Raw genomic sequence first — 26,170 nt, 5'->3', positions numbered from 1 at the left:
TCCCCGTACCCTTCAGGCGAAAGGGACTCAGGCGTCGTAGGTGTTGCGCCCGCTGAATTTTAATTTCGCTGGATTGGCGTTTTCTCCGATCCGGCGATTGTTGAGGTTCACTGTGACTCTCCCTTCATTGACTTTCTCGGGGAATACGCCGTCTTTTGGATGCAGGAATTCGGTGTCACCACCTGGGAAGACGCGATAAATTTTGTAGTCTTCAATCTTGGGTTTGAAGGTACGCAGTTGAGTGCCTAACGCGAGGCATTGTTCTTTGCGAGCGAAATACATGAGGTTCTCGCCCTCATTCATTTCAGCTGCGCCGCCAGTGGGTAGTTCGAATACCTGAGCTGTTGAGCTGCTCCAAGTGATGGCGTACTTCTCTTCGGTTTCAGCGGAATTTAGAAGGCCCCCGGTGCTCCCTAGATACTTGGGATACTGACCTGTTAACGCCGTTGCTGTCATGAGTAACCTCGAGAATCGGCATACCGTTACTGGTGAAAAGTAGCACTGCGTTTTGTGCCCTATGGCACTGCTTGGCAGCAAGCTTCACACCCGTCAACATTGTGGCTTGTTTTGGAGTTCAAAGTTTTTCCTCAGCGATGGGAAAAAATACTGTGAGCCCTTTGTCCCGACGCTGTGTTAGCCACCCACCCAAGCTAGCCAGCATTCGTTGGGTTGCTGCTTGGCTGAGTTGCAGGCTGCCGGTTTTGGGGTCCCAGCTCAGCACTGGGCCTAGAGCAGCCTTTTGATCCCTACTGCTGGCTCCTTGATCTTCATGATTTGGTATTTGGCTGAGGATTTGAAGCTTTAGGCGGGGGCCCGCAGGGCGAAGCGTGAGCGATAGGCTGCCACCTGCTGGCAGGCCGCGGCTCGTGCGATCAATTAATCCACCCAGCATCGGTTCAAGACGTCTTGGATCACTAAGAACTTCTGGCAAATCAGGGGTGATATCGATCTGGAGTCCTACCCCGCGGCGTTCGAGCTGCTGACGCCAGGCTGGATGAAGCATTATCAGCATGGCGCCGAGGTCGGTATGGGCGAGCATGGACGCTTCTGGCGGCTGCCGCTGAAGTTCTGCGGCATGAAAAATGAGGCCGAATCGATCAATTTGCTCAGTGCACTCAGCATCGATCTGTTTGAGACGGTTGACTACGACACCAGGAAGGTCACTTCGCCGCAGCAGGGAGTGGATCAGGGTTCGGATGGTCGCTAGTGGGGTTCGCACCTCATGAGTGAGTGCCTCCAGCAGAATGAGTTCAGCACTCGTTTCTTGATTGGTTTCTCCTCTGGACTTGGCCGGGTGTGATCTTTCAGGAATCGGTTGCATTGTGAGACTTGGGGCCATGCCGGCCAACCGTTCCGCAAGTCGAGGCCAGAAGATTTTTTCTAGTTCAGGATTACTTTGTAAAGGTCCTAGGTTTGCCAAAGCCTGACGAAGCTCAATGGCATGGCCAGGGTCTTCGCTGTTTAGTCTCAGGTCCAGCATCTTCAAGAGATCACTGAGGGTTTCTGGATCACTGCGCATTAACAGATGGCGCTCTGCGGGTTTGCCATGCAGGGCCAGGGCAATTTGAACATCCGGGGTAATGATCAGCAGAAGGGGCTCATGACCATCGTTTTGGCGCAGTGGTAACCGTTGATAGCCCCCGACAGCTGAATTGCTTCTCTCATTGATTGATGACCTGACGCGACTGGGAGGCAAGAGGCCGCCTTGAGGAGAATGGAGTGTTTCGAGCTCGTCTGGTGCCCAGACCCATCCTTTTAAGCGTTCGAGCAGTCTTGGCTCATAGAGCGCAGGTAGGGGTGCTGCCAGCCAAAGCCCCTTTTCAGGATCCATGGGCAGCAGGATGTCGTCTTGCAAGGTGTCCAGAGCTGCCCACCACAGGCGTCGAACGGTGGCTTCATCGACGCGGCCAGGAGTGACACCTTCTGCAAGCCGTTGTTGGATCGTGATGAGCGAGATGGAATCGCTCACCAGTTGTTGAGTCTTGTGTGACCTCGGCGTGCCACCGAAAGGCAGAGTCCAAGTGCTACGAAGTTCACCACCATTGCTGAGCGGCCATAGCTCATAAATGGTAAGGGGATGCCAGTGACAGGGCCAAGGCCAATGGTCATAAAGATGTTCACGACCACTTGGAACATCACCATCGTGGCGACGCCTATGACAACCAGTGATTCGAAGTCAGTGCGGGCTTCTCTGGCAACTTGTAGTAGGCGTCCCATGAGTAGCGCGAAGCCTGTTACGACAAGGATGGTCCCGATGAAGCCAGTTTCTTCCCCTAGGGCACTGAAGATGAAATCGGTGTGCTGCTCGGGGATGAAACGGAGCTTGGTGAGTTGACCTTGCAGCAGCCCTGTGCCAAATAGCCCGCCAGAGCCAATGCCCACAGTGCTTTGCAGGAGGTGATAGCCACCACCTAGGGGGTCTTTGGTGGGATCGAGAAACAGCACTAGCCGTTCTCTTTGATAGTCCTTGAGGCCATGCAACCAAAGCCAAGGGGTGGTAACAGCCACGATTCCTTGCAGCGCCAAAGTGAGCGAAGCGGCCAGGCGTTTCCATGGCAGTGAGCGATAGGCCAGCAAACCCATCAGAGGGAGCCATGCGCAGAGAGTCCAAGGCCATAGCCCCGCAAGGAGTGCTGTGGCTAGAGGTGATAGGAGCAACAGGACCCATTCCCAGGGCATGTCAGCCCAATAGAGCATTGTCACTAGCAGGGCGCCGAACACGAGTGAACTGCCGAGATCCGGTTGCAGGAAGACCAGTGTCCAGGGCACAGAAATCACGGCCAAAGGCCTCATCAGGTCGATGGGGCGTTCTATCGGGTGGCGGTCGAGTACTGCTGCCAAAAGGAGTATTGCTGCCAGTTTGGCGAATTCAGATGGCTGAACATTCACCCCAGCGATGCTGATCCACCGCTGAGCGCCTAGGGCGGAGGTGCCGATTAGGCGAACGGCTACCAGGCTCAGAACTGTAAGTGCGTAGAGGGGAATTAATAGCGGCCGCAGTCTCTGGACTGGCAATCGGGCCAGCAACAGAGCGACCAAGCATCCCAATCCAGCGGTGATCCAGTGGTGATACCAGTCGGCGTAATCAGCCTGTCTTTGAGTGCTGGCGATCAGGACGCCCGCAAGGATCACCATGGCCACTGGCACCCCCCAGAGCACTAGATCCAGTTCTTTCCACCATCTACGTAGATGCCCCTTAGAACGGAAGGACTTGCCACCATTGCGTCGCCGCCTCTGGCTTGAAAGCATGGTCAGCTGGCCTTGGAGGCGCAATCCAGAACTTGTTTGGCTAATTGCTTGAAGGCTTTGGCACTCACTGATTCGGGTCGGCTATGAACGATGGGGCTACCTTCATTACCCCCCTCTTGCACAGGCATTTCCATAGGGATTTGTGCCAGCAGAGGGACATTGTTTTCCATCGCCAGCTGCTCTCCCCCTCCAGAGCCGAATAGGGCGTAACGACGCTCTGGTTGATCGGGAGGTACGAAGGCGGTCATGTTTTCGACCACGCCGAGCACGTTGATGCCCATTTGCTTGAACATTGCCAGTCCTCGGCGAGCATCCTGCAGTGAAACTTTCTGGGGGGTGGTGACAATCACCACCCCCGCAATGGGAACTGCCTGCGCTAGTGACAACTGTGCATCGCCAGTGCCTGGAGGTAGATCGACCACCAAAACATCTCGCTCCCCCCAGTAGGCCTGATACAGGAATTGGCGGATAATCCCGTTCAGCATCGGGCCGCGCCAGATCACTGGTTGGTTCTCCTCGATTAGCAGACCCATCGACACCATGGCTATCCCATGACTTTCGATCGGGATGATGCATTGCTCAGCACCGTTGCCGCTCACCTCAGGCGTGCGATCAGCGACTCCAAGCATGGTTGGAGTATTTGGTCCATAGATATCGGCATCGAGCAGTCCCACGCTTAGGCCCTCCTGGGCTAGTGCGCAGGCCAGATTGACGGCCACGGTGCTTTTGCCAACACCCCCTTTACCACTGCTTACGGCGACAATCTGCTGAACCCCTTGGATGGCCTGGGGCTCGGCAGATTGTCCATGGCCAGCCTGGCCTATAGGCCCCTGGCTGGCAGTCTCCCCAATTTCAATCTGCACCTCACTGATGCCGTTGAGCTCTAGTAAGGCTTGTCGAGCTTCTTGTGCCAATCGATCCCTTTGGCTTTGGGCAAATCCAGGCAAGGTGAGGCGGATGACGGCGCGAGGAGGAATGACACGGACTTGGTCAATCCAGCCCATTTCCAGAGCCGAGCGGCCGCTGCCTGAATCCTTGACTTGATCAAGCGCATTGTGTGCCTGCTCGGCCGTGGCCATGCCTTTCCTTCAGGTGAGAGGATCCTATGTGTGGACTCTCGTGACAGTTCTCAAGGGCGATATCTGAAAAGACACAAAAACAGAGCTGTCTTGGCACAAAATACAACGCAATTCTATTACTGTTGTCTGCATTGTTCCTACTTTAATTGGCAAGCTTATGGGCGCTTCTGAGAATCTTGGCCAAGGTCCTCCTCCTCCTCACTCGCGCAAACGTGCACGTGAATTGGTACTCGGCTTGCAAGATGAGATCTGTAATGAACTGGAGAGTCTGGATGGTGGCCAATCTTTTAGAACTGACAGTTGGGAGCGGCCTGAAGGGGGTGGTGGGCGATCCAAGGTGATGCGTGAGGGCCGAGTTTTCGAGCAGGGCGGCGTTAATTTCTCTGAGGTGCACGGCGAGGAGTTGCCTCCGTCGATTTTGAATCAGCGGCCTGAGGCAAAGGGGCATCCCTGGTTTGCTACCGGCACTTCGATGGTGCTACACCCGCGCAATCCCTATGTACCTACGATCCACCTGAATTACCGCTATTTCGAGGCGGGGCCGGTTTGGTGGTTTGGTGGTGGCGCTGACCTCACGCCGTTTTATCCCTACCTGGAAGATGCCCGCCATTTCCATCGCGTTCACAAGCAGGCTTGTGACACGGTTGGACCTGAGCTCCATAAGGTCTTTAAACCTTGGTGTGACGAATATTTCTATCTGAAGCACCGTGGTGAGACACGTGGAGTGGGTGGAATTTTTTACGACTATCAGGATGGATCTGGAGTGCTTTACAAAGGTCAAAACTCTGAGGGGCCCGCTGCACAGGTCTCACGGGAGTTAGGGCCTCATCCGAAGAGCTGGGAACAGTTGTTTGAGCTGGCCAAGGCTTGTGGGAAGGCTTTCTTGCCGGCTTATGTGCCGATTGTGGAGAAACGTCAGGAGCAGGCCTATGGCGATCGAGAACGTCAATTCCAGTTGTATCGCCGTGGGCGATATGCGGAGTTCAATCTGGTCTGGGATCGGGGCACGATTTTCGGATTGCAAACCAATGGTCGAACTGAGTCGATCTTGATGTCTTTGCCACCACTGGCTCGTTGGGAGTATGGATATGTCGCACCAGCTGATTCAAGGGAGGCTTTGCTCACTGATTTGTTTACTCGACCTCAGAATTGGTTTGAGGATGCGACGTTGGAGGAGCGTTGTCGACCACACCAGGCGGTGGATTAGAAGACGTCTTCCCACGTACTCCCAGCATCAAAGCATCGGTGACTTTTAGGGCGATGGCTTGAATGGTTGCTTCTCTGGTTTTGGGGTTGCGGAGATTTGCCTCCAGACTCCCTTCCAGCATTCCGATCTCAAGGATGCTGATCCCTCGTCTTGGTCCACCAAGGCCTCCCCGAAAGAATCTGGGAAATCGACCGAAGCTCTGAGCAAGACTTTCATCCACTCGGTTGAGGTTGCGATTGAGGGCTGGGATCAGTCCAGATCCATATCCATGCGGGCTGTATGCATCGAAGTGAATCTCTAGGATGTAGTCGCCTTGCTTGGAAAGGCGGCGGGCTACTGACCAGTTGGTACGTGGATCGCTCGCTTTAGCAATTGAGAGTGCTCCTGGGTCGTAGCCGATGATATTGAGCCCTTTTTGCTTACTGAGGGCAACGACTGCATCGCGTACTTTCCGGTTCCAAAAGAGTTCATCCCGCATGCGGGGATCCATCGGTGCTTCTCCCCTTTGATCAACTGCAGCACCTGGGGTTCCTGAGCCATGCATCCCCTGTGAGTCTGCATGTCCTGCCATGACAACAATCTTTAAAGAGGGAGACACAGGTTGGCGACCTACCCAATTGCCCCTTAAGCGCGTGCGGGGACCGGTGTTTAGTTCTGCAATCGGTGATTGAGACGGTGCTGTTCTTGAAGGAGATTCAATAGGTGGCGGAGATGGTGCTTCTGCGGAAGTGGCCGGGCAAAGCAAGCTGATCCCCAAGCTGAAAGCTTTGCTCAGAACCAATAGGCTCCTGCCTTTCCCGCTGAGATTTGAAATCACTCAGATTGGAGAGGATAGAAGAGAGCCATCGCTAGCCAGCTCAAGGGGCTGGGAGAGTTCCAATTCCATGGCAATCAGTTCGTCGCGATGGGCCCTCAGCCGCAGGGTGCTGCCTTCGTCGTCGCTGGCGCTGATCAAGCGAAGTTCAACGGCTTCAATGCGGTTGGCGCGATTGCTGTAGACCAATCCTGCGAGTGGGCCCAGACCAATAAGCAGAATTGGCCACCAGTCCAGGAGGGGATAAAGCTGGCGGACAACCAGTCCAAGGCAGCCTGAACCAACGGCAGCGTATAGGGATAACAGGATTGCCAGCGATTGGCTGGAGGCAACGCTTCCACTGAAGCGAAGGACTTGTCTATCAGCATCGCCACTATCTTGCTTCCAGCCTCGTTCCTCCAGCCAGTGGATCATTCCATTGAGGACCTCTAGTGGGGGACGCGGTGAGTGAACATCTACAACCGTGGTTCGGTCTTTACTTGCTGCCCGCAGAAAGAACACCAGGCCGATGGCCAGTAGCACTGTGAGTAGCAGGGTCGAGGAGAAGACCGCCGGCATCGCGTTCGTGCATGGGTGCTGATGTACCCATCTGTTCTAGGTCTTTACGATGCCATGGCAGGGCTCTATCAGTCGCTTTGCATCAGCCTTTGCTGTAGCGAGGAGCTGAAGCATGCGATTCGGTCGGATCAGGTTTTGGGCAGCGTTGCTTGGTGTTGCTGTATGAGCCTTGCTTAGCTCTTTAGAAAATTCAGGGCTTTTTGCAGCATGCCTTTCGAAAGCCGATGACGTGGCAGCCTCAGGGCTAGTTGATGCAAGATTCTTGCTTGATAGTTGACTGTTTTGAGCAAGGAGATCAGCAACCTGTAGGCGGTTGTTCCCAGATCGAGAAACTGTTGCGGTGGTTGAAAAAATCTTGCTTGATATCGGCCAGGCAGTTCAGCGAGGGCATGCGTCGGATGCTCAAGGCGAGCGAGTGACCATGCCTGATTCAACCCAGTCTCGCCACCGTTTTCAAATCAGCAAAATGAGCAAGCCGGCGCTGTGGCCCTTCAGAGTGGTGAGGATCTGTCCTGGCCCTGCGCCATTTGCTTAATGGCCGACTTTTCTCAAGCTCCTGCAAGTTTTGTCGTTTTCGATGGGGATCTCGACTCAGACTGGGCGAATCGATATCTCAGAGCATCTGCGATTGCGGTAGACACTGAGGCCATGGGACTGATTCATGGCCGTGACCGCCTCTGTCTCGTGCAGATTTGTGACCCTGCCGACAATGTGGCATGCGTGCGGATTGGTTTGGGTCAGACGTCTGCCCCTCGCTTGCAGAAGCTCATGGAGGCCCCTTCTGTTGAAAAGGTGTTCCACTTTGCTCGCTTTGATGTGGCCGCACTTGCTAGCGGATTGGGCATCTACGTTTTGCCCATTTTCTGTACGAAGGTGGCCAGTCGCCTTGCACGAACCTATAGCCCTCGCCATGGGTTGAAGGAGGTGGTGATGGAGTTGGTTGGAGTTGAACTGGATAAGCAGGCCCAGAGCAGTGATTGGGGACGGGTTGAGGAACTCAGCGATGTTCAGTTGGCCTATGCAGCAAACGATGCTCGATATCTGCTTCCGGCTAGGCAACGTCTAGAAATGATGTTGCGACGTGAGGGGCGCTGGGAGATTGCGCAGCGTTGTTTCAGTTGTATTCCTGTGATCGCGGAACTGGATCGTTTGCGATTTACCCAGATCTTTGAACATTGACGAGTGTCGTGGGCTTTAGTCCTCAACCATGAAGTTCTCTTCACTGGCCACAGCTTCCAGAAGGCGGTCGAGTTGGGAACCTGAGGTGTTTTCTCCTTCTGTTGGGCGTGAGCGAGCCGCCTCAAGTAGACGTTCGGCAATGGCCTTGCGGCCTTCAAGATCCCTAACCTCCTCTCGACTTGCTGTCAGTTCAACCTTTCTTCGGGCCGAGGCAAGGCTAATGCTGAGGCAGCTGGCCAGTTCGGCGTAGATTTTCACTAAGGCATGGTCCTGCATGGCCGCCATGGCAGTGGTGCTGCAAGCGTTCAGTATCCGCTATGGCGTGTCAAACAGAGCGTTGTCTAGGTGCTCTCCTATCCCCTAATAAAAGCTGTGAGATCAGTGCTGCGAGTGCAGCACTGCCGCCAGCTGTTCCCATTCGTCTGTTGCCAATCCTTCCTAATCGTTGTCGAAGGGAGTCGTCTTTTAACAGTCTCTGAAGCCTGTCTGCCAGTTCTTCTTTGCTTTGACAGGGCAGTACGGCTCCTCCTAAGAGGCGACTTTGCCGTATGGCGAATTGTCGTTTGAATTGTGGTCCTGGTCCAGGCATCGATAAGGCCGGAATGCCTAGACCTACAAGTTGTTCTGTGGCGGTTCCAGCGGTGACAAGGCCCACTTCGGTCCAGGCCGCCCAGCGGTTGAATTGACCAGGCCCGAGTAGCAAGAGCTGTGTACCTTTGACCCAGCAGGCCTTGGCTCCCAGGGTGTCGATGGGGGGGGTGGATGGTAGGTATCCATCGGTTCTGAGAATCGCTTCGAGCTGGTTGAGGCTGGGTTGGGAGCCAAAGGCTACAAGTACTGCTAGAGGTAAATCGCTATCGAGCTGGCCTAGGCCTTCAAGGAGTCGCTTGAAATTCGTGCCTGCTTCGGGCATTCGACTGCCACAGAGCAATAACAGTCGCCGGCATCGGTTTAGAGCGGCAGGACTTGATTCGACCTTGAATCCATCCATCATTGGGTTCCCAGGCGCCGTTGCGGCTACCCCGTGGCGTCGTAGTCCTCTGGCGGTGAGATGATCACGAACGGCAACCACTCGGCATCGCGAAGATCGCATTAGGGCCCATTCCCAGGGATCCCATTCACTGCCTTTGAGGCGGTGGTAGTGGTCGCTCAAGGCCCGGCCTGGTCCACTTCTCCAGGTGTAATCACTTTTCGGTGTGCCGATGAAGCCATAGGTTCCACCACTGCTCCATGCCATGAGCAGTGGCAACAGGTCTCCTACTGCCAGAATGGCTTTGCCAGCTTTGGCTGAGCGGCGCACACATCGCCACTGTCGCCAGCTGAGCAGAGTGAGTCCGGCGGCAAGATCAGCAATCAGGCCCCGCAAGCTTTGATTGCTGAAGCCACCACTTGGCAAGGGCGCTGAAGGGCTCAGGCGCTTAAGCCATCCAGCGGCTAAGGCATGTTCAAAAGCTTGTCCTATCCCTACGAGGGGAAGCACTTCAATGGGCAGATTCGGACATTTGCGATGTAGTGCCTCCAACACCCGTAGTGCAATCAGATCCTCGCCATGCCCGTTGCAAATCACGAGCAGAGAGCTAGCAGAGTGGCTGATACGATCCGCTGCAGGGAATTGAGTCTCCCTGGCGGCGGCATGGCCAAGTGGTAAGGCAGAGGATTGCAAATCCTTTATCCCCAGTTCGAATCTGGGTGCCGCCTTCGACAATGTCCTCCAAACAAGTCGCAGTAACTGGCGTGTTCTCGTCTTAGTTCTCTGCAAAAGCGGAAGGGGAGCGGAAGGGGAGTTGGGCTACTTCTCAATCAGCGTTGTCACGATTCCATGAACTTAACGAATGAGATTAGCCTTGAAGAAACCGGAGCCAAGCCCAAACCATTTTTTCTTGTCTCGTAGGAAAGTAATCGCGAGTTCAAAGTCCATCAAGCCTTCATCCTCAATGACTTCTTTAGAGAGTCTTCCTTCGCTCTGTTTGGCGTAGTTCTCATAAATTTCGTCCTTGCGGGATCCAAGAAAATCAACTATTTCTTGAAGAACATGATCTCGCCATACCTCTTTGCTCTCTTCGCTTAAAACTTGCTCATGAGCGTCTTTCATATGAGGGCAATCAACCAGCTTTACTTAAGCTAACATCGCTCATGATCTTATTTACTCAATGGGCAGGAAATAAGAGCAAATATGGAAATGGTTGAAGTACAACTGCCATTTCAACAGCGTAGGAGGAGGCTATTCTGGGTGTTCTTTGCTCTGCCGCCTTTTTTGAAGCTTGTTGATCTCTCATGATAGAGGCCATTGAATAGTTTTGATCTCTTAATTAGAAATGAGCTCTATTTTTATTCTTGCTCAACATATAAAGGGTTGAGGATTTTTATGTGTTTGGGGTTCTTCGTAGGTTCCTCCTTTGGATCCAACCAGTTTGCCGCCATCCTGAGACCATTGGCTGTCGTGGTTCTTGCTTGAGGTGAAGACCAGAGAAGGGCAACGATGAGGCCAAGTAAGACTGTTTTCATTAATGGAAGATTAACCTCTCAATGATCAGGGCGACAAATGCTCCTCTTAGGAAGGAAATCCAGAGCAACCCATAGTCAGACACCCCCAGCTTTTTTTTTTCACGTTCAATAGATCTTTTGTGAGCTTCGATCAGGTTCATGCGGCTAATGCTTCCCTTTTCATGATAATCCTGAGGATTGTTGAGAGTGCAAGACCTATTTGTTTTCTGATGGATCGACAAGAGCAACCTTCATCCCTCAACCACAGCGCCAAACTCTTCTTTGCAGCATTTCTCTTAGATCGTCCTCCAAATTTTCCTCCTGTTTTCAAGCGGTGCTAAATGTGTTCAATTGTTTTTTCACTGGTCAGCGAAGGCTCTACTGCAGCAAGACCAGAAAAAATCCAAGAAGGACTGGCATCAATTCACCTATTGCTCTTGAGTTGATCAGACCATCCGCTGTTCTGATATGGATGCCTTTCTTCTGAAGATCTTGTAGCCTTGCAATCGCTTCCACTTGGTTTCTTTCTAGTCGGTTCAACTTCACGACTACCAATTCATCACCTTCATCGATTGCTGCCAAAGCAATTTGCAGTTGTGGTCTGCCCACTTCTTTCAGCCTAGTGCTGATGGCCTGGTGAAAGTTAAGACAGCAGTCTGCTTCATTTAATGCCACAGCTTGATGATCGGCGGTCTGACATGAAGTGCTCACTGGGGGCCTTTGCCTAAGCGCTTGAATGTCAATCAAAGGGATCGGCTTGACCCTAAGGCTCTTTATCTTTATGGGTGAGAGAACCTGTCGCGGTGCAAGAGACAGCCTTCAACGCGGGTTCAGCTCTCTTGTCACCAATGAAGTGGTCATGAGCATTGAGGTAAAAAAACTTGGCGAGTTGATTGTCGTTTCTTCTTTTGTGGGCCTGCTTGCTTTTTGGAGGGTCAGAACATTGGCTCATGGGGCGATTGTTGCCATATGAGGGGATTGGACATACAGGTGGAGGGTGATGAGCTCTTGATGAGCCTGAACAGACCTTGCGAGTCCTGCCGTCCTCAAGCGAAGGGTCTGCAGAGCAGGGCACAAGTAATCCAAAGAGGTGGGGCTATAGGATATTGATTCCTTCAGCTTCATCCAGTGGCAGAGAAAAAATCAGTGGCAGAAAAAAAAGGACAGGAGTTAGCGACTGTCTCCGTTTATTTGAATACAGGCATAGTTGCAGGTATTTTTGCGGTTGGATTCCTCGTTTCAGCAGTTCTGTTTGCTGCTATCACCTTGATTGCAAGGGCGGTTGTATAAGTGAAACGAGCGACAATTAAAGAGAGAGTTATAGAGGTTGTTGATTTTGTGACAACCGAATCACCCTATCGCTCAGCAACACAGGTATGGATCAATGACTATGTGTCTTTTCAGCTGGGCTCATCGCCAGATCAATTTTTAAAGGAAGGAGATGAGTTGCTAAGCATGTCTATTTATTGGAATACAGGAATAGGGGCAATTATCTTTAGCCTTGGTTTTGTCGTTACAACACTCTTGATTGCAGGTGTGTCTTTGATTGCATGGTGATCTGAAGGGGGTAGAGCTCGATCCATGATCTTTGTTTATTCCTGCAAAGCATCAGGCCCTTCCTGGGTTCTCGTTGGGATTGGTGAGCTGCCCACTTCCACCTGATCAGTCTGGACCAAGCAATCCAATTTCAGCAAGGTAAATTCAACGCTGTTGTGGAGTGAATGAAGTGCTGCTTGGACTATTGATTTGGTCTTGCTCTACCATCCTGGCGCTCTTTTGGAAGACCTAAAGCTGCTTGGAGCTTGAACAGCCTAGTGTTTGTTTAATCATCACTGATTCAATGGCAAAGGACAACGGCAAGGGCAAGAAATCCAAGAAGTCCAAGAAATGTGCGAGCTCCTCCGGTAGTAGGCGGATCCTTTGGTATGCATTTGGGGCTGGAGGTTTAGCCGCAAGGTGGATAGCGGCATTTGCTCTTTTGGCAATTGCGATCAAGTTGTATCCGCTTAAGCAGGAAGCAAAGTTTTTTAATGCCTGTATTGAAGAGACAAGGAACAGTGGTACGAGCGTCTCTGCAGCAGTTCGTTTCTGCAATGGTGGCACCTGAGGGAGGGGTCGCTTTGTTTGCTGAAGCTTGGATTTCGCCAGGCTTGAAATTGCTTATCAGTCTGAGGTCGTAGATGCCCGAAAATTAGTCTCGGGTTTAAGAACGTCGGTTGAGGGTGTCCTTTTTAATCTTGATGCCAAAAAACTGCTGCCCTCTTGGGAGAGGGGCACCTTTTGTCTAGGCTGAGTCAATAGGAGAATGACCTCGATGCCACGCCATACTGCTGCCATTGCCGTAGGTGTTGCCACAGCTGCTGTCACTGCTGTTGGCTTGTCGTTCTTTCGGGTAGGGAAACCCCTGCTGATTGTTTCTACGGCTGTTGCTGGAGTTGCCGGGGTGGCGGTCTCAGCAAGAAGAGAGGGGGAAGAGAATGATGTAAATGCTTTTATTAAAAGCGGCAATGCTAAATATGGGATTGGTGATTATCAAGGATCAATTGAAGATTTTAGCAAGGCATTAATCATTGACCCTCAGTATGCTCTTGCATATTATAATCGTGGTAATGCGAAGGATGAAATAGAGGATTATAAAGGTGCGATTGATGATTATAGCAAGGCTCTGGAAATTGACGCCAATCATGCTATTGCGTACAACAATCGCGGTGTTGCAAATAGGAAATCTGGTGACAATCGAGCGGCAATTGCTGATTACAATAAGGCGCTAGAAATTGATTCTAAACTTGCGGTTGCTTACCTAAATCGTGGAATTTCAAAAGAGAATGATGGCAACCTAACAGGTGCTTGTGCTGATTGGAGAGAGGCATCCGCATTGGGTGATGAAATAGCTGCTAAGTGGGTGAAAGAGTCATGCCGATAGAATGGGTTCTGGCTGTCTGCACCATGCAGTTTGGGAGTAAGCTTGGTTCACTTTTTAGCTGATCAATCTTGAAGCTTTCCAGGTCTCTGCTTGGCCAAGCTGCATGGATGCTCTTGCCTCACTTTTTCTTGTAAAATGAAGTTGTTAATTCAGGATTCGTGCAGATTGAATTAACCCGTTTTAGAGGCTTAATGACTTTCTGCTCACTGAGGTTCTGCTGACCTATCTTAAGCGCTTCTTTTACTGCTTAGAAAGGAGCATTGCTGTTTTCTGACTGTTAAGGGGGCCAATCTTTCCCTTCGCTAAAGCTAGAACGAGCCGGATTTGGCCCTGGGTCTTCTTGTGGTGCGAAGATTAGACAAGCTTGTAGGTAGGTTCGCTAGCCAGTTATAAGGATCCTCGCCTTGAAGTTGCCCGCTCTTGTTGGTCTCTCACAGTTGGGCTTCTCCGGTAAGGATCTCTCCACTCATGGCCCGTGCTCTGCAGCGGAGTTGTTTCAAAGAAAGCTCACAATCACCCTTTACCGGCCAGGCTTGAGGCAGTCCTTCTGCAATCCCTCGCCCATCAAACTTGCTTTCTGCCACGCTGCTCACCGTGGCTGTCCATCTTTTCTTGTTCAGGGTGCAGCTGCCTGATAGACAGCGTAATGGGATGGTCTGATCCGGTGCGTTGGCGACAAAGGTGAGATGCCGACTGGACCCGTGTTCTACGCCTCGGCCGATGAAGCGTACCCCAGTCACTGTCGCGGTCTTGCGATCCATCTGAACAACCTGGCAAGTCTGCAGAGAGCCGCTTCCCAATCTGTATTTACATTTGCTAGCAATCCTTTCAAAGCGACCAATAGCTTGGAGTGGATCGGCGATCGAACTTGTTCCGGCAACCATGGACAGGCTGATCAGTAAGAGGGGAACAATCGGAGAGCGCATCTAGTTAATAGTCGCTATCAGCGACACACATTCCCAGACAACGTATGCCATTGATTGCGGTTCGCCGACAGTGGTTGCAAAGGACATCCCCATCCTCTGGGGTGTCATCTGCTTTTGCCTCCTTTCCCCTTAGAGGTTTTCTGGAGTGAAATGGATCGGATGATTTGCCGGTTCTCGTCATGGCCGCGAGGATGGCGATTTGATTCGATTTTGTGATCATGCCCCTTCAGATGGGAGCGCTGGTAAAACAGGAGTGTGCCAAGCATCTCAACCTAGACGTTGCAATTTCTATAGTCTTTTGATTAGCTCGGTTGGCAGTACTTAGCCAGTGACGGCAATCCATTTGGAGTAATGAACCCCTATTAGGCGCTGGTTGAGCTGGGAAGATTTGGATCAGGTGTCACCACGACCGGAAGAGTGGTTGCAGTAGAGCGGATGGGGACCACCTTGACGGGTGCCTCTGGAGCAATGTCGGAGTCCAGTTCCTTCAGCTCGCAGGCTGCCAAAGCTTCTTGAAGCAGTGAATCAAAAGTTGCTCCAGGCAAGCGGTGGCGTGAGATCTCGAGGAAAGTGCGAGGCAGAGATTCAGCGGCCGCACTGCGTAGGGCTGGATTGCTGAGACGATGTTCTTGCTCACCTTGGATGGCTCGGATGAAGCGACGAGTCACATCTCGTTTGGTGGATGCCTTGATGAAGGTGTCGCTATCACCGAAACCGTTGTGTGCTTCGCGTTCGAGATCGCTGATGCGACGCTCCAGGCTTTCAAGAACTTCCTCAGCTTCTTTGCAGATGTGTACCAGTTGCCCGTCAGAGAGATTGGGGAGGTCTGCCACATAAACCTTGCCGTGGTCCCTCAGGGCTAAAAAGGTTGGCCTAGGACCCTGACCTTGACGATGGGGGGCGTTGCGATCGTCGTAATCACTATTGATTTGCCGTCTTGGAGGTACAGGTCCTGCTGAGCTACGGCGACGCGTGATGCGCTGGGGGCTATCAAAGGGCATTGGATTTAAGTTAGATCTAACGACGCTGTTGCCGAAATATTCTCTCGGCGTGCATAGGTAAATATTACTTGAGGACGTGCCTGAAAATCGGCTCGAGAATAGGCTCGTACAAGTCCGATGTAATTAGTTAGAGAGATCTTGCGACTCAAGAGCCCTTGCGATGCAATGCTTTAGCTGGGTAGCCCTCGTAATCTCTCCCCGGTTGAGGGAGAGGCAGTTTCGACTTGACCAATAGGCCAAGCTTGGAGAGCTTGTTCGTTGCAAACCTGCAGGACATCACTTACTACTTCCTCTGCGACCACTAGGCAGAAACCCACTCCAAGATTGAATGTGTGCCAGAGGTCATGCTCTGGAATCTGGCCAGCATCTTGGAGCCATTGAAAAAGTTCTGGTCTGGTCCAGCTGCTTGGATCTATAACGGTAACTAAGTCTTTTGGGCAACATCTGGGAAGATTCTCTGGTAGGCCTCCACCGGTGATATGTGCCATGCCGTGGAGTGGAACTTTTGCTTCTAGGAGGTTTTTTACCAGCTGGCCGTAAAGGGTGGTAGGGGTTAGCAGGGTCTCGATTAGAGGTTTGTTGTCGCATCCGAAGAGAGTGTTCTTATTGGCCTCAGTAAGGGCCAGCACTTTGCGCACCAAACTGAACCCGTTGCTATGAACGCCACTGCTGGCCACACCGATAATCTGATCTCCAGGCTTGATCTTGCGACCGTCAATCATCTCGTCTTCTTCTACCACTGCTACGCAAAAGCCGGCTAGGTCGTAGCAACCTGGGTCGTAAAACCCAGGCATCTCGGCGGTTTCTCCGCCAAGGAGGGCGCAGCCGCTGCGGCGACATCCCTCTGCAATTCCCTCCACAACTTGTGCCATGGCCTCTGGACTGAGGGCTCCGGTGGCGATGTAGTCGAGGAAAAAGAGGGGTTCAGCGCCACTGGTGATGACGTCGTTGACACACATTCCAACCAGGTCCAGCCCTACTCCGTAGTGAGCTTGATGTTGCTGCGCTAGTTCGAGCTTGGTGCCGACCCCATCAGTTCCTGCGACAAGCAGAGGCTTGTTTAGCCCTGCGGGGAGGCGCATCAAGCCTCCAAACCCTCCCAGACCACCGATGACCTCTGGGCGGTGGGTGGCTTCGACGCTAGATCTGATCCGCTCGATGAATGCCCTACCTGCTTGGACGTCAACGCCCGCGGTCTTGTAGTCCATGGTTTCGACTGGCCCTTTCTAGATCCTCCCCTGCCGCCCTCTATTCAGCCAATGTCACGATTGTCCTGTCTTGCATTAGCGGGGCCTCTAGATGGCATCAGTTCGACTGATCATGGTGGCATGGCTCTGAGCCTTGCAAGTCCAGTGGGGATCTGTTATTTAGCTGGTTAAAGTTGCATCAATCTGACGAGGAGGTGCTGTTCGAGCTCTCCTAAAGAGAGGATGTAATTCGTACGGTTCTGGGAACTTTGGTTGGTTTAAGGACGTCTTCCTGCTGGGGATGATTTTTTCTCCTCATTCAAGTGTCGTCTGCTAGTAATGAAATTTTCCGTTTCGCTTCTTGTTCTTGCTGGTGTTTGCTCCAGCAGTGCTGCACTTTTACCAGCCTTTGCCCTTGATCTTGATCTCGACAAAAAGGTCACCAGGGAACAGGTCAAGAAAGCTCTGCTTGAACGAATCTCGCTTTTTGCGACTCCTTTGTCTGCCAATCAAGCCAGCTCAGATCAAGGCAGTGCTGAAGTCGCTACTGGTTTAACTGTTGATTCAGTTGTTGAGACACCACCAGCGTTGGCAATCGTTCCGGTTGCCAAGCTAAACAGACCTGTCAAGCCAACTCCCACTGTTGTTCAAGTGAGCACTGGTGAAGCAAGCTGGTACGGCCCGGGCTTCTTCGGAAACCGAACTGCAAGTGGTGAAGTTTTCAGGCCAGGCACAATGACAGCTGCTCATCGCAGCTTGCCTTTTGGTACCAAGGTAAGGGTGACCAACCTTTGGAATGATCGTTCTGCTGTTGTGACAATCAACGATCGCGGCCCTTTTATCGCTCATCGCGTCATCGATCTTGCTCATGGTGCTGCCCATGAGCTTGGTTTGATATCGAGTGGTATTGCCCAAGTGCGTCTTGAGGTGCTGCGCTGAGTTTTTCTGTTCTCAGTTCAACGGCTGAGTTGCATCAATGGCGTAAGCATCAGCAGTCTTCGGTTCATTTCGTACCCACCATGGGCGCTTTGCACCGCGGTCATGGCCAGCTGATCAAGTCAGTTCATGGATTTGGCAGGCTTCAACCAGCCGCTGTGTTGGTGAGTGTTTTCGTGAATCCTTTGCAGTTTGGCCCTGCCGAGGATTTCGATAGTTATCCTCGTGATCTTGAGGCCGATTGTGAGTTGGCATCAAGATCAGGTGCTTCTGCACTCTGGGCTCCTTCAGTTGATCAGGTTTTTCCTGGGGGGGCTTCTTCCCACTTCAGGATTCAGGTTCCTTCTCATCTTCAGGCACATTTGTGTGGGGCGAGTAGGCCTGGTCACTTTGATGGTGTGGTCACGGTGGTGGCTCGCCTTTTGGCTCTAGTTCGGCCAGAGGTGCTTGTGCTTGGTGAAAAGGATTGGCAGCAATTGGTGATCCTGCGCCATTTGGTTGCCCAGTTGGGTTTGCCGGTGCGGGTGCATGGGATAGCCACTGTGCGCGATGACGATGGCTTGGCTTGTAGTTCCCGTAATCGTTACCTCATGACTCAACAGCGCCAGCAGGCGTTGGCCTTGCCTCAGCTACTTGCTCGAGCTGCTCGGGAGTCTCAGGATGGACGAGCAGTTGATCTTGCAGGGCTCCGGTGCGCATGGGAGCAACTTGGCTTGGAGGTTGAGTATGTAGAAAAGGTAGATGCCTTTAACCTGCAGCCTTTGCATGCTGGCCGCAAGCTTTGCCTTCTGGCGGCGGCTGTGCGTTGCGGGGAGACTCGTCTCATCGATCACACTTTTCTGATGTCTCGTCAGCCAATTGTTGCTATAGATGGGCCTGCCGGTGCTGGTAAAAGCACCGTGACAAGAGCCTTTGCTGAACGGCTTGGCCTGCTCTACCTCGATACGGGGGCCATGTATCGGGCGGTCACTTGGTTGACTCAACAACATGATGTTGATCCGCACGACCCTGTAGCAGTCAAAACCATCCTTGAGAATCTTGAGCTTGAGCTTGAGCCATCTCAATCAGGAGCACAGACGGTTCGGATCAATGGTCATGACGTAACAGAGGCGATCAGATCGCCGGAAGTGACGTCCTCGGTTTCAGTGGTTGCTGCTCACGGCTGTGTTCGTAAGGCTTTGACGGCTCAGCAACAGAGGATGGGTGTACGAGGCGGTTTGGTTGCTGAAGGACGGGATATTGGTACGGCCGTTTTCCCAGATGCAGAGTTGAAGGTGTTCCTCACCGCCAGCCCGGCTGAACGTGCCAGGCGTCGTGCTCTGGACCTGGACAATCGTGGTTTCCCGGTTCCTGATCTGGCTGAGTTGGAAACACAAATCGAGGAACGTGATCGAATGGATAGCACCCGCGAAGTTGCTCCTTTACGCCAAGCTGAAGATGCCACTGAGTTGATCAGTGACGGCATGACGATTGAGGAGGTGATTGAGACTTTGATCGATCTGTTTCGAGTGCAGGTTCCCGAGGAGGTTTGGCCTACAGCTGGGCGCTGAGTTCAATGAGCAGGCCTTCACAGGCGTCTTCAAGCAGATCGAGTACTTTCTCGAAGCCTGCATCTCCTCCGTAATAAGGGTCTGGCACCTCTTCAAGTGATGTTTTGGTGGCATAACTGAGCATGGGCTCGATCCTGGCAGTTGCCATAGGGCCGACTTCAGTAGCGAGGCTCTGAACAGTTGCCAAATTATCTGCGTCCATGGTGAGGATTAGATCAAAAGTCTGTAGATCCTCCAGGGTGATCTGTCGCGCTCGGCTGGGTAGAAGGATCCCTCGCTGCTCGGCAGCACTACGCATGCGCGAATCCGCTGGCCTGCCAACGTGCCATCCACCGGTGCCGGCGGAATCCACCACGAAGTGCTGTTCTATGCCTTGGCTTTTTAGTTGATGCAGGAAAACCCCTTCTGCAGCGGGGGAGCGACAGATGTTGCCGAGGCAAACGAACAGCAGCCGATGATTCATTCAGACTCCAAGCGTTGCAGGCTGAGCGTGAATCGCTTGGCATACCACGGAGGCATCTTTGATTGCATTTGCAAGGGGCTTTAAGTCTATTGATGGCTTGCCTTGGCTCAGGTTTGTTGAGTTGAAATCAACAATGCACAAAAGAATTTCGTTTTTCAATGAGTTCATTTGAGACTTTGTAGGGTCTTGATCAGAGCGTTCTTAGAGGTCAAAAAGAACGTTATGGATATAAGACTCGGTCCATTGGTGACCATGGAAGCGAGCCAACATGGCTCTTGCTGGATCCTTTTTCGCTCTGTAGCTCAAGTATCGTTTCTGACCTTCCAGCAGCTTGAAGGCACGTTGAGGGGAGACCTCCTCTGCCATTTCGACAAGATCTAAGTAAAGGTTTAAGTAGTCTTTAAATGCTGGCATGATGACTTCATCTATCAGTTGGTTCCCTTCAATGCTTAGGGGTAGGCGAGTCCAGAGAAATCCTGGTGAAAAGTAAGGTTTAGCTTCTTCTGGTATCGGCCCTCCCTCAGGGAGGTGAACTCTCCAGTGTTCAAAGATTGGCATCAGTCGTTCCCAGACTTGTTTGGTATGGCGTTCGTCACTTGTGATTGCTGGCTGTAAGTCCAGTGCTAAAAGGTGCCCAGATGGAAGTGTTACTAAGTCTGCACCGAAGAAGGGAAGATCGAAGGTGTGATAAGGGTTTATCACGAAATTCAAGACCGAGGCAGAACGGCCGGCCTCCACGCACGCGGCTCGCACCTGTCTGAACTTTTTGGTTCTGCAAGCCCAGGTGCATGTTGTCACCCTGATGGGTTGAGATTTGGAGCCTGTTTTCCCTTCTCTTTGCAGGAACTCTGGAGCTACTGGGTATGGCTCAGGCTTCAGTGGTATGAAAGCGTTGATGGCATGGCTGAGGAACGGCGCCCATCGCCATTCGGGCATCTTGACTGGATCAAGGCTGCTTAGGCGTGAGGGTTTCATCGAGGTAGGTCATCGTCTGCGTCTGCCGGCGGAGATGAATCCGCTTTAGTGCTGGCAGGAAATAGGAATTCGTGTAGGAAGCGATCAGACCATGCCTTGCCGAAATGACTCGTAAACAGGCCGTGGGCTGGATCCCGCTCAGCGCTGTAAATGTCATACGCGATCTGTAGTTGTTTGACTTCGGCCGCCGGTATTAGGGAGGCCTTATCGCTGTTTTGTTGGTGAAGCTCCCAGTAACAGTGCAGGAAAGCGTTGAACGCTTCAGGTAAGGAGTTGGTTGCTTTTTCGGCGCCGCCTCTGCAGAAAAGTAACCAGGGGGAGAAGTATTGATTGGGATCGAACAATCGCATCGTCTCCTCTCCACTCAGTTCAGGGAAACGATTTTGGAGGGTTTTGAGTCCCTGGAAGTGGCGCTCTAAGTAGGACTGATCTTGAATGAGGGGTTGGAAGTCAAGGATCGCTACTAGCTTTTGTCTCTTCCCAAACCACAACAAGTCCAATCCCATCAATGGCTGATCAATGTTGTAGTTCGGATAAGCCACTGAGTTGAGGACCTGAAGGCTTTCCCCTGCATCGAGTCGCGAGACCCTCCAGCGACGGAACCCTGGTACCTGCCAGAGCCAACTTCGAATCCAGCTGTTTTTTTTCTCGTTTCGACATTCCCTAAGACCATCAGGAACTGCTGCAGTTTCTCCGCCTTGTATTCGGATGCTGGAGTGCAGTTTCTCAAGTAATGGGTCAAACATCTAAATGTGATCCCTCACTTCTTTGGGCTGAGTTGAAGATTTTCTCAAGATCAGTGGTTTGATGCTTCATGGCATGTTTGATGAATAGGCCAATCACATGCCCAGATCGTTCGATCTCAAGAGTGGACTGATAGAGACTGGTGATCGCAAGCATTTCATCCTCAGCCAGGTTGAAAGTGTTGAACAGTTGAAGGTGTTAATTCTCCGCCAACCTCTTGCTTTTTCCTCTTAGGCCACCGCATCCTCAGTGCTGCCGCCTCGTTGGCGGCTCGTGAGGAATCCAAACAGGACCTTTCCAATTGCAGCCACTAGGTTGCCTTCCAACTCCTTGAACATGGCCATATTGCAGTGAAAGGCCATATTTGCCTCCTCGACCATGCGTTCGGCGGTTTGCTGATTGATCGGCAGGCTGTCAAGGGTGGCGCTGTATAGAGTCTTGAACGCTTTGGTGTCTTCAATGTCATTAAAGATATAAAAACGCACGCCGTCATTGCCCCCTAGCTTCATGGCCTTCTGGGCAATGGTCTTGAGAATCTGACCGCCTGAAAGGTCCCCAAGATAGCGGGTGTAGTGATGAGCCACTAGTAACTCAGGCGACTCCTGCGCCAACTTATGAATACGGGCCACATACTCCTGAGCCGCCAGCGTCGCCTTGGCCAGATTGCGCCAGTCGCTGCCGAAATAAAAAATCAAATCTTGTTCTAAGGCCTCGCAGCGATTGAGCTCGGGGAAGCCAATAGGTGCCACCACCGGATGCTTTTGCTCACGCAGCTTGCCGATTTCTGCTTCCAGTGCGGAGTAGACGAAATAGAGATCAGCCACCAGCATGCGATAACTGGACTGATCAACCACCCCTTTAAGGAAACAGCTCACGAAACCAGTGTTCTCGGCCATCGTGTGGGCGGCCTTGGTGCCTTCTCTTAGTTGGCTCGCAAGGGCTACCGCCAAGGTGCTTGAAGTCGAATGTCTTGATTGACCCTAGGAGGCTAAATGGCAGTTTTAGGAAGACCTTAAAAGAAGGATTCGTACTTGAACAGGATGCAACGGCAATGAGGCTGGATTAATTCTGATCACGCTGTGCGACGAGCTCAGTGAGAATCAAGTCGATTCGCTGCAACTCGGTATGTTCGGCTAATGAGGCGTCGATCTTTTTTTGAGGCATCCTTAGCTTTTGCCCAATCGAGATGATTTCATTTCGTAATCGCTTGCGATAGGCGTTTAGATCCCCAATGGTTTCCTGTAGCTCTTCTCGTGTGGCTTCAGGCATTGGTTTTAATCACTCATCTTTAAGCCTACACTTGAATATTTAATCATCATTTCAAGCAAGAGAACCCCTTTAGAGGAGTTCAACATCGAGCCTTTCGAGCAATGATCAACGCAACTCAATGAAGCCTTGCATGGCTTGCTTCTACTCTTGATGGCTTGGAGTCTGTTGGAGTGCTGAAGCCCAAAAGTTTGATCAAGCAGTGTGTCTTGGTTGCGTGGATGCTTCAGTGACGAACCGTTGCGTGATTGCTTGCTGATTGGCTGGGTTTCGGTATAGAGGCTTACGATTGCGTTCGTCTTCAGCCCAATCAAGGGGGGCAAAACCCATTAGCGCAAAGGTCTTGCCGCTTTAATGCAGGCTTCTTAAGGCGTCACCCGCATTAAGAGGTTTATCTGCAAGTGGTAATGTCCATCTAGCTTTTGGAGTCTTCCCTTAATGGTTCAGAAGCTCCCTAACCCCCAGTCCTGTCCGGCTTGCCAATGCTTGACGCATTCTCTCGCGCTGTAGTTGGTGCTGATGCCAAAGGGGCTTGCCTCGGCAGTGCCGATTTGGCTTCTCTTCGTCAGCACGTTGCGGATGCCAACATTCGAATCGATGCAACCAATGCAATCGCGCAACACATTTCTTGTATTGCAGCGGATGCAGTGAGCGGCATGGTTTGCGAGAACACAGGCATGACTCAGCCTGGCGGTAACTGCTATCCCACTCGCCGCATGGCTGCTTGCTTGCGCGATGGAGAGATCATCCTCCGCTATGTCAGTTACGCCCTCTTGGCAGGTGATGCATCTGTTCTGGATGATCGTTGCCTCAATGGTCTCAAAGAGACCTACGACGCTCTGGGGGTGCCTATTAAGAACGCAGTTCGTGCTGTTGAGATCATGAAGGCCGCTACTGTCGCTATCATTACGAATACAAATTCTGGTCCCTCTGCTTTCCAGGGCATCTCTGGTAAGGGTTCTGACTGCCAGGGCATTGCTGCAGAAGCTGCTTCCTATTTTGATCGTGTGATCAGCTCCCTTAGCTGAATCATTCGCAATCTTCTTCAAGTTAATTATCACACTTCCCTAAAAGGAATCACACGATGAAATCTGCTGTCACAACAGTGATCACTGCAGCAGATGCAGCAGGTCGTTTCCCTGATATCAGTGACCTTAAAGCTGTCAAGGTATCCTTCGATCGTGCGGCTGCCCGCATGGAAGCTGCTGAGAAGCTTGCTTCTGGCATAGATAATGTGACTGCTGATGCACTTAAAGCTGTTTACAGCGATGGTAAGTATGACCTTGCAACTAGGGACAAGTGTGCAAGAGACATCAACCATTACTTGCGCCTGATTAACTATTGCTTGATAGCAGGTAGCACTGGCCCCCTTGATGAGTGGGGTATTGCCGGTGTTCGAGAAGTTTTTCGCACACTCGGTATCCCTACTTCTGCCTACATCGAGGCCTTTAGCTACATCCGTGAGCGTGTATGTGTTCCTCGTGATATGGATCAGCAAGCTGCCAACGAGTTTAAGGACCTTCTTAACTACCTGATTAATGCTCTCTCCTGAACCTCAATGCCTTTAGGCGGCTACCTCTGAAGGTCTGCGCAGCTTGTTTTTTAGCTTGGCTGGCCTTGTCTGTAATAGCATTGGGAATCTATTTGATTTAAAGATCTCCACCAAGCTCTTCTGAATTACTCTTATCGCTAGTGACTTGAGATGTGCTAAGCCTGCATACATGAGCAAGGATGAAAACTGTAAGCCTGATCTTGAGGATTTATTTGATGACTTTGCTCATCCAAATCCACAAATCAAAGAAGAAGCTTATTTGAAAATGTCTCGCCACTGGCCTGAGGAGTCAATGCCTAGACTGCTGGCCAATCTGGATCAGACTGATATTGAACTTAGAAGAGCATCTGTAAAAGCTCTTGGTGTATTTGGCGGACGCTCCTTGCTCCCTTTGGCGCAGATATTTCATGCCAGTGAGAATAGAATAGTTCGCACAAGTTGTCTCAAGGCTTTTGTGCAAGTGGCAGCTAAGTTCCCTGGTGAAGCCTTCCCAAAAGAGGCCATGGAGGTTGTCGAATTGGCTCTACAGGATGATATCCCTGAGTTGATCCTTACAGTGGTTCCGCTTTTATCTCTTCTCGGCAAGCAGGGGCTTCCGCTTCTGCTACAGAGTTGCAAAAGTAAGAATATCTTGCTGGCTGCTATTGCAGTAACTGCTCTTGGGGAAGTTGATGATCCTGCAGTTGAAGCTTGCTTGAAAGAGCTTCAGGCGGACGATTTAATTGATGATTTGTTGGGAGGGAGCGTGATTGATGCTCTCAATACATTTGAGCAACGTAATGCAGGCAAGCCCAGCACTCAATAATGACTAGCTTTCATCATTATGTTTCTTTAGATCTTCGTGCGAAAGCTGATCAATTGCGAGCTGCAAAACCTTATTGACGCTTTCATCTTGTTCTGCAGACTTTCTTGTAAGCAGTTTATTGAGTGTTTCCGTTGCCTTCAGTTTCATTAGAGATAAGGCTGCATTCTTTCGGACTTGAGGGTGTAAATCATCGAGCCTGGCCAATAACATTGGCTGTGCCCAGGATGGTTCGTGTAGCTTGCCAAGCAATATGGTTGCTTCAGCACGCACATCGCTGGCAGGGTCAACTAAAGCTTCTAGGAGAAGCTCTCGAGCATCTGTATCACCCAAGGCTTGTATTTGTTCCCCCAGGCCGGCGATGGCTGCCGCTCTAATTTCTGCATGGTCGGATTGGGCTGCATTGCGAAGAGCATCAGGTGCTTGAGCTCCCACAAAGGCCAGCCCCCAGCTAGCGAATCCACATTGCATTGCTGTGCTGTTGGGATTGATGAGGACCTCTAGCAGGAGCTCTACTGCATCGGCACCAAAAATCGCCATAGCTCCTGCCGCTGATCCCTGAACGACAGGGTCTGGATCGTTGAGAAGGGCTTCGAGGAGATTTGGCAAGGTACTCGGATCGCCAACTAGTTTGAGGGTCTTTGCGGCGGCGCGCCTAACCGTGGCACTGGAATGCTTGTGTAGGGCCACACAAAGTGCTGGCACCGCGGCCTTGCCTACGACGCCGAGACTTTCTGCAAACGTACGTCGAAGCAATCCTCGATGATCGCCAAGACCAGACACCATGCGCTGAATTTGCTCTGCATCGGCTTTCGGCGTGTCTCCACGTCTGAGCATGGCCTTTAATTCATCGGCCAGTTCAGCGGCTTCGTCTTCATTCAGCAACGACTCGTCAGTATTGATGCTGAAGGGGTGGTCCTGTGTCAATGTTGTCGACTTGAGAATGCATGCATTATCGATGTGAGCAAGGTAATGACTAGAGTCGAGAGATCAACGGATCCACTGTTTTAACGGTTAAGGCCCTTATGCAAGCCTGCCTGATAGAAGGCTAAGGGGATAACAATGAGACCATGATGCTATTTGTGAATTGTGCAGGATTTTGGCTGTAATTAGAAATTGTGCCTTCATTCTTTTGGAATTGCACTAGTAAGGATCCTGACCGAAGGTTTTGCTGCGTTTTTTAGCCTTGAAGTTAGTTAAACCCTTTGCCATCCTGATTGCCTTTGGAAGGTTAGCTGTTATAAATTTGTTTAAGGGATGGTCAGAGTTCTTGCG

The 26,170-nt window shown here is 51.6% G+C and carries 35 protein-coding genes and 1 tRNA gene; 14 read left to right on the top strand and 22 right to left on the bottom strand.

All coding sequences use genetic code 11. The annotated features are described in order from the left end of the window. Positions 1-27: 27 nt before the first annotated feature. From AKG35_RS09150 to AKG35_RS09135, 4 genes are all read right to left on the bottom strand, one after another. A complete protein-coding gene (locus AKG35_RS09150; RefSeq protein WP_011131077.1) occupies positions 28-456 on the bottom strand; it encodes a photosystem I reaction center subunit II PsaD in 429 nt (142 codons plus the stop codon). 118 nt (positions 457-574) lie between these two features. After that, a complete protein-coding gene (locus AKG35_RS09145) occupies positions 575-1,969 on the bottom strand; it encodes a HAMP domain-containing histidine kinase (protein ID WP_011131076.1) in 1,395 nt (464 codons plus the stop codon). Then, positions 1,966-3,249, bottom strand: a complete 1,284-nt coding sequence (gene rodA / locus AKG35_RS09140) for a rod shape-determining protein RodA (protein WP_011131075.1) — start codon at positions 3,247-3,249, stop codon at positions 1,966-1,968. The genes AKG35_RS09145 and rodA overlap by 4 nt, the downstream gene beginning before the upstream one ends. A 2-nt stretch (positions 3,250-3,251) precedes the next feature. Continuing rightward, positions 3,252-4,328 carry an Mrp/NBP35 family ATP-binding protein gene (locus AKG35_RS09135; RefSeq protein WP_011131074.1) on the bottom strand — a complete coding sequence of 359 codons (1,077 nt, stop codon included), beginning with the start codon at positions 4,326-4,328 and terminating at the stop codon, positions 3,252-3,254. Between the two features lie 157 nt (positions 4,329-4,485). Between AKG35_RS09135 and hemF the strand changes: the two genes are divergently transcribed. Continuing rightward, a complete protein-coding gene (hemF, locus tag AKG35_RS09130; protein ID WP_011131073.1) occupies positions 4,486-5,535 on the top strand; it encodes an oxygen-dependent coproporphyrinogen oxidase in 1,050 nt (349 codons plus the stop codon). Here hemF and AKG35_RS09125 read toward each other — a convergent pair. The 3 genes from AKG35_RS09125 to AKG35_RS13560 form a co-directional block, all read right to left on the bottom strand. Continuing rightward, complete coding sequence (locus AKG35_RS09125; RefSeq protein WP_236069585.1) at positions 5,462-6,292, bottom strand: N-acetylmuramoyl-L-alanine amidase; 831 nt, start codon at positions 6,290-6,292, stop codon at positions 5,462-5,464. The two genes, hemF and AKG35_RS09125, sit on opposite strands and share 74 nt — an antisense overlap. Before the next feature lie 60 nt (positions 6,293-6,352). Next, entirely contained in the window at positions 6,353-6,907 is a 555-nt protein-coding gene (locus AKG35_RS09120; protein ID WP_011131071.1) for a cofactor assembly of complex C subunit B, read from the bottom strand. 173 nt (positions 6,908-7,080) lie between these two features. Beyond that, a complete protein-coding gene (locus AKG35_RS13560) occupies positions 7,081-7,341 on the bottom strand; it encodes a hypothetical protein (protein WP_052646189.1) in 261 nt (86 codons plus the stop codon). A 100-nt stretch (positions 7,342-7,441) separates the two neighbouring features. On the opposite strand from AKG35_RS13560, the gene AKG35_RS09110 reads away from it, so the two are divergent. Further along, complete coding sequence (locus AKG35_RS09110) at positions 7,442-8,086, top strand: ribonuclease D (protein WP_011131070.1); 645 nt, start codon at positions 7,442-7,444, stop codon at positions 8,084-8,086. 15 nt (positions 8,087-8,101) lie between these two features. On the opposite strand, the gene AKG35_RS09105 is transcribed toward AKG35_RS09110, so the two are convergent. After that, positions 8,102-8,371: a hypothetical protein gene (locus AKG35_RS09105; RefSeq protein WP_011131069.1), complete on the bottom strand. Its 270-nt coding sequence runs from the start codon at positions 8,369-8,371 to the stop codon at positions 8,102-8,104. 40 nt (positions 8,372-8,411) lie between these two features. Further along, positions 8,412-9,659: a lipid-A-disaccharide synthase-related protein gene (locus AKG35_RS09100; protein WP_041385197.1), complete on the bottom strand. Its 1,248-nt coding sequence runs from the start codon at positions 9,657-9,659 to the stop codon at positions 8,412-8,414. A 54-nt stretch (positions 9,660-9,713) separates the two neighbouring features. Between AKG35_RS09100 and AKG35_RS09095 the strand changes: the two genes are divergently transcribed. Beyond that, positions 9,714-9,784, top strand: a tRNA-Cys gene (locus AKG35_RS09095). Positions 9,785-9,911: 127 nt separating this feature from the next. On the opposite strand, the gene AKG35_RS09090 is transcribed toward AKG35_RS09095, so the two are convergent. After that, positions 9,912-10,178: a hypothetical protein gene (locus tag AKG35_RS09090; protein WP_011131067.1), complete on the bottom strand. Its 267-nt coding sequence runs from the start codon at positions 10,176-10,178 to the stop codon at positions 9,912-9,914. 770 nt (positions 10,179-10,948) lie between these two features. Continuing rightward, positions 10,949-11,281, bottom strand: a complete 333-nt coding sequence (locus tag AKG35_RS13555; protein ID WP_011131066.1) for a recombinase family protein — start codon at positions 11,279-11,281, stop codon at positions 10,949-10,951. Between the two features lie 70 nt (positions 11,282-11,351). Here AKG35_RS13555 and AKG35_RS13245 point away from each other — a divergent pair, with 70 nt between their 5' ends. From AKG35_RS13245 to AKG35_RS09065, 5 genes are all read left to right on the top strand, one after another. Beyond that, the gene (locus AKG35_RS13245; RefSeq protein WP_041384646.1) at positions 11,352-11,543 is read left to right on the top strand and encodes a hypothetical protein; all 192 of its coding nucleotides are present in this window, start codon (positions 11,352-11,354) and stop codon (positions 11,541-11,543) included. Positions 11,544-11,698: 155 nt separating this feature from the next. Further along, positions 11,699-11,860, top strand: a complete 162-nt coding sequence (locus AKG35_RS13015) for a hypothetical protein (protein WP_155724717.1) — start codon at positions 11,699-11,701, stop codon at positions 11,858-11,860. Beyond that, positions 11,861-12,127, top strand: coding sequence for a hypothetical protein (locus tag AKG35_RS09075; RefSeq protein WP_011131064.1), 267 nt, complete (start codon positions 11,861-11,863; stop codon positions 12,125-12,127). 283 nt (positions 12,128-12,410) lie between these two features. Beyond that, complete coding sequence (locus tag AKG35_RS09070; RefSeq protein ID WP_041384644.1) at positions 12,411-12,677, top strand: hypothetical protein; 267 nt, start codon at positions 12,411-12,413, stop codon at positions 12,675-12,677. A gap of 198 nt (positions 12,678-12,875) precedes the next feature. Continuing rightward, a complete protein-coding gene (locus tag AKG35_RS09065; RefSeq protein ID WP_011131062.1) occupies positions 12,876-13,493 on the top strand; it encodes a tetratricopeptide repeat protein in 618 nt (205 codons plus the stop codon). 431 nt (positions 13,494-13,924) lie between these two features. Here the strand turns inward: AKG35_RS09065 and AKG35_RS09060 are convergent, their stop codons facing one another. The 4 genes from AKG35_RS09060 to purM form a co-directional block, all read right to left on the bottom strand. Next, positions 13,925-14,419 (bottom strand): hypothetical protein, encoded by a 495-nt coding sequence (locus tag AKG35_RS09060; protein ID WP_011131061.1) that lies wholly within the window; start codon positions 14,417-14,419, stop codon positions 13,925-13,927. 4 nt (positions 14,420-14,423) lie between these two features. After that, complete coding sequence (locus AKG35_RS12440; protein WP_071818087.1) at positions 14,424-14,639, bottom strand: hypothetical protein; 216 nt, start codon at positions 14,637-14,639, stop codon at positions 14,424-14,426. 142 nt (positions 14,640-14,781) lie between these two features. Next, the gene (locus AKG35_RS09055) at positions 14,782-15,420 is read right to left on the bottom strand and encodes a hypothetical protein (RefSeq protein ID WP_011131059.1); all 639 of its coding nucleotides are present in this window, start codon (positions 15,418-15,420) and stop codon (positions 14,782-14,784) included. Between the two features lie 170 nt (positions 15,421-15,590). Next, entirely contained in the window at positions 15,591-16,628 is a 1,038-nt protein-coding gene (purM, locus tag AKG35_RS09050) for a phosphoribosylformylglycinamidine cyclo-ligase (protein WP_011131058.1), read from the bottom strand. Between the two features lie 318 nt (positions 16,629-16,946). On the opposite strand from purM, the gene AKG35_RS09045 reads away from it, so the two are divergent. Together AKG35_RS09045 and AKG35_RS09040 are read left to right on the top strand one after the other, a co-directional pair. Continuing rightward, on the top strand, positions 16,947-17,546 hold the full coding sequence (locus tag AKG35_RS09045; RefSeq protein WP_011131057.1) for a septal ring lytic transglycosylase RlpA family protein: 600 nt from the start codon (positions 16,947-16,949) through the stop codon (positions 17,544-17,546). Further along, on the top strand, positions 17,543-19,093 hold the full coding sequence (locus tag AKG35_RS09040; RefSeq protein ID WP_071818086.1) for a bifunctional pantoate--beta-alanine ligase/(d)CMP kinase: 1,551 nt from the start codon (positions 17,543-17,545) through the stop codon (positions 19,091-19,093). Before AKG35_RS09045 ends, AKG35_RS09040 begins: the two co-directional genes overlap by 4 nt. Here the strand turns inward: AKG35_RS09040 and AKG35_RS09035 are convergent. From AKG35_RS09035 to AKG35_RS09025, 3 genes are all read right to left on the bottom strand, one after another. Then, positions 19,077-19,556 (bottom strand): low molecular weight protein-tyrosine-phosphatase, encoded by a 480-nt coding sequence (locus tag AKG35_RS09035; RefSeq protein ID WP_011131055.1) that lies wholly within the window; start codon positions 19,554-19,556, stop codon positions 19,077-19,079. The genes AKG35_RS09040 and AKG35_RS09035 overlap by 17 nt on opposite strands. Before the next feature lie 201 nt (positions 19,557-19,757). Further along, a complete protein-coding gene (locus AKG35_RS09030; protein WP_011131054.1) occupies positions 19,758-20,531 on the bottom strand; it encodes a phycoerythrobilin:ferredoxin oxidoreductase in 774 nt (257 codons plus the stop codon). Next, positions 20,528-21,277 carry a 15,16-dihydrobiliverdin:ferredoxin oxidoreductase gene (locus AKG35_RS09025; RefSeq protein WP_011131053.1) on the bottom strand — a complete coding sequence of 250 codons (750 nt, stop codon included), beginning with the start codon at positions 21,275-21,277 and terminating at the stop codon, positions 20,528-20,530. Before AKG35_RS09025 ends, AKG35_RS09030 begins: the two co-directional genes overlap by 4 nt. 97 nt (positions 21,278-21,374) lie before the next feature. On the opposite strand from AKG35_RS09025, the gene AKG35_RS13670 reads away from it, so the two are divergent. Continuing rightward, positions 21,375-21,509, top strand: a complete 135-nt coding sequence (locus tag AKG35_RS13670) for a hypothetical protein (RefSeq protein WP_268869573.1) — start codon at positions 21,375-21,377, stop codon at positions 21,507-21,509. Here the strand turns inward: AKG35_RS13670 and AKG35_RS09020 are convergent. The 3 genes from AKG35_RS09020 to AKG35_RS13665 form a co-directional block, all read right to left on the bottom strand. Then, a complete protein-coding gene (locus AKG35_RS09020; RefSeq protein WP_011131052.1) occupies positions 21,506-22,225 on the bottom strand; it encodes a heme oxygenase (biliverdin-producing) in 720 nt (239 codons plus the stop codon). The two genes, AKG35_RS13670 and AKG35_RS09020, sit on opposite strands and share 4 nt — an antisense overlap. A gap of 112 nt (positions 22,226-22,337) precedes the next feature. Continuing rightward, positions 22,338-22,544, bottom strand: a complete 207-nt coding sequence (locus AKG35_RS09015; protein ID WP_041384640.1) for a hypothetical protein — start codon at positions 22,542-22,544, stop codon at positions 22,338-22,340. A gap of 192 nt (positions 22,545-22,736) precedes the next feature. After that, the gene (locus tag AKG35_RS13665) at positions 22,737-22,871 is read right to left on the bottom strand and encodes a hypothetical protein (protein WP_268869572.1); all 135 of its coding nucleotides are present in this window, start codon (positions 22,869-22,871) and stop codon (positions 22,737-22,739) included. 152 nt (positions 22,872-23,023) lie between these two features. Here AKG35_RS13665 and AKG35_RS09005 point away from each other — a divergent pair, with 152 nt between their 5' ends. The 3 genes from AKG35_RS09005 to AKG35_RS08995 all read left to right on the top strand — a co-directional run bounded on the left by AKG35_RS09005 (position 23,024) and on the right by AKG35_RS08995 (position 24,898). Further along, positions 23,024-23,569, top strand: a complete 546-nt coding sequence (locus tag AKG35_RS09005; protein WP_011131050.1) for a bleomycin hydrolase — start codon at positions 23,024-23,026, stop codon at positions 23,567-23,569. A 56-nt stretch (positions 23,570-23,625) separates the two neighbouring features. Next, complete coding sequence (locus AKG35_RS09000) at positions 23,626-24,093, top strand: bleomycin hydrolase (RefSeq protein WP_011131049.1); 468 nt, start codon at positions 23,626-23,628, stop codon at positions 24,091-24,093. Between the two features lie 169 nt (positions 24,094-24,262). Beyond that, the gene (locus tag AKG35_RS08995; protein WP_011131048.1) at positions 24,263-24,898 is read left to right on the top strand and encodes a HEAT repeat domain-containing protein; all 636 of its coding nucleotides are present in this window, start codon (positions 24,263-24,265) and stop codon (positions 24,896-24,898) included. A 3-nt stretch (positions 24,899-24,901) separates the two neighbouring features. Here the strand turns inward: AKG35_RS08995 and AKG35_RS08990 are convergent, their stop codons facing one another. Then, positions 24,902-25,822, bottom strand: a complete 921-nt coding sequence (locus tag AKG35_RS08990; protein WP_011131047.1) for a HEAT repeat domain-containing protein — start codon at positions 25,820-25,822, stop codon at positions 24,902-24,904. Positions 25,823-26,170 lie beyond the last annotated feature (348 nt).

The organism is Prochlorococcus marinus str. MIT 9313 (assembly GCF_000011485.1).
Taxonomy (GTDB): domain Bacteria; phylum Cyanobacteriota; class Cyanobacteriia; order PCC-6307; family Cyanobiaceae; genus Prochlorococcus; species Prochlorococcus marinus_D.
This window is presented reverse-complemented; position numbering and strand designations above follow the sequence as displayed.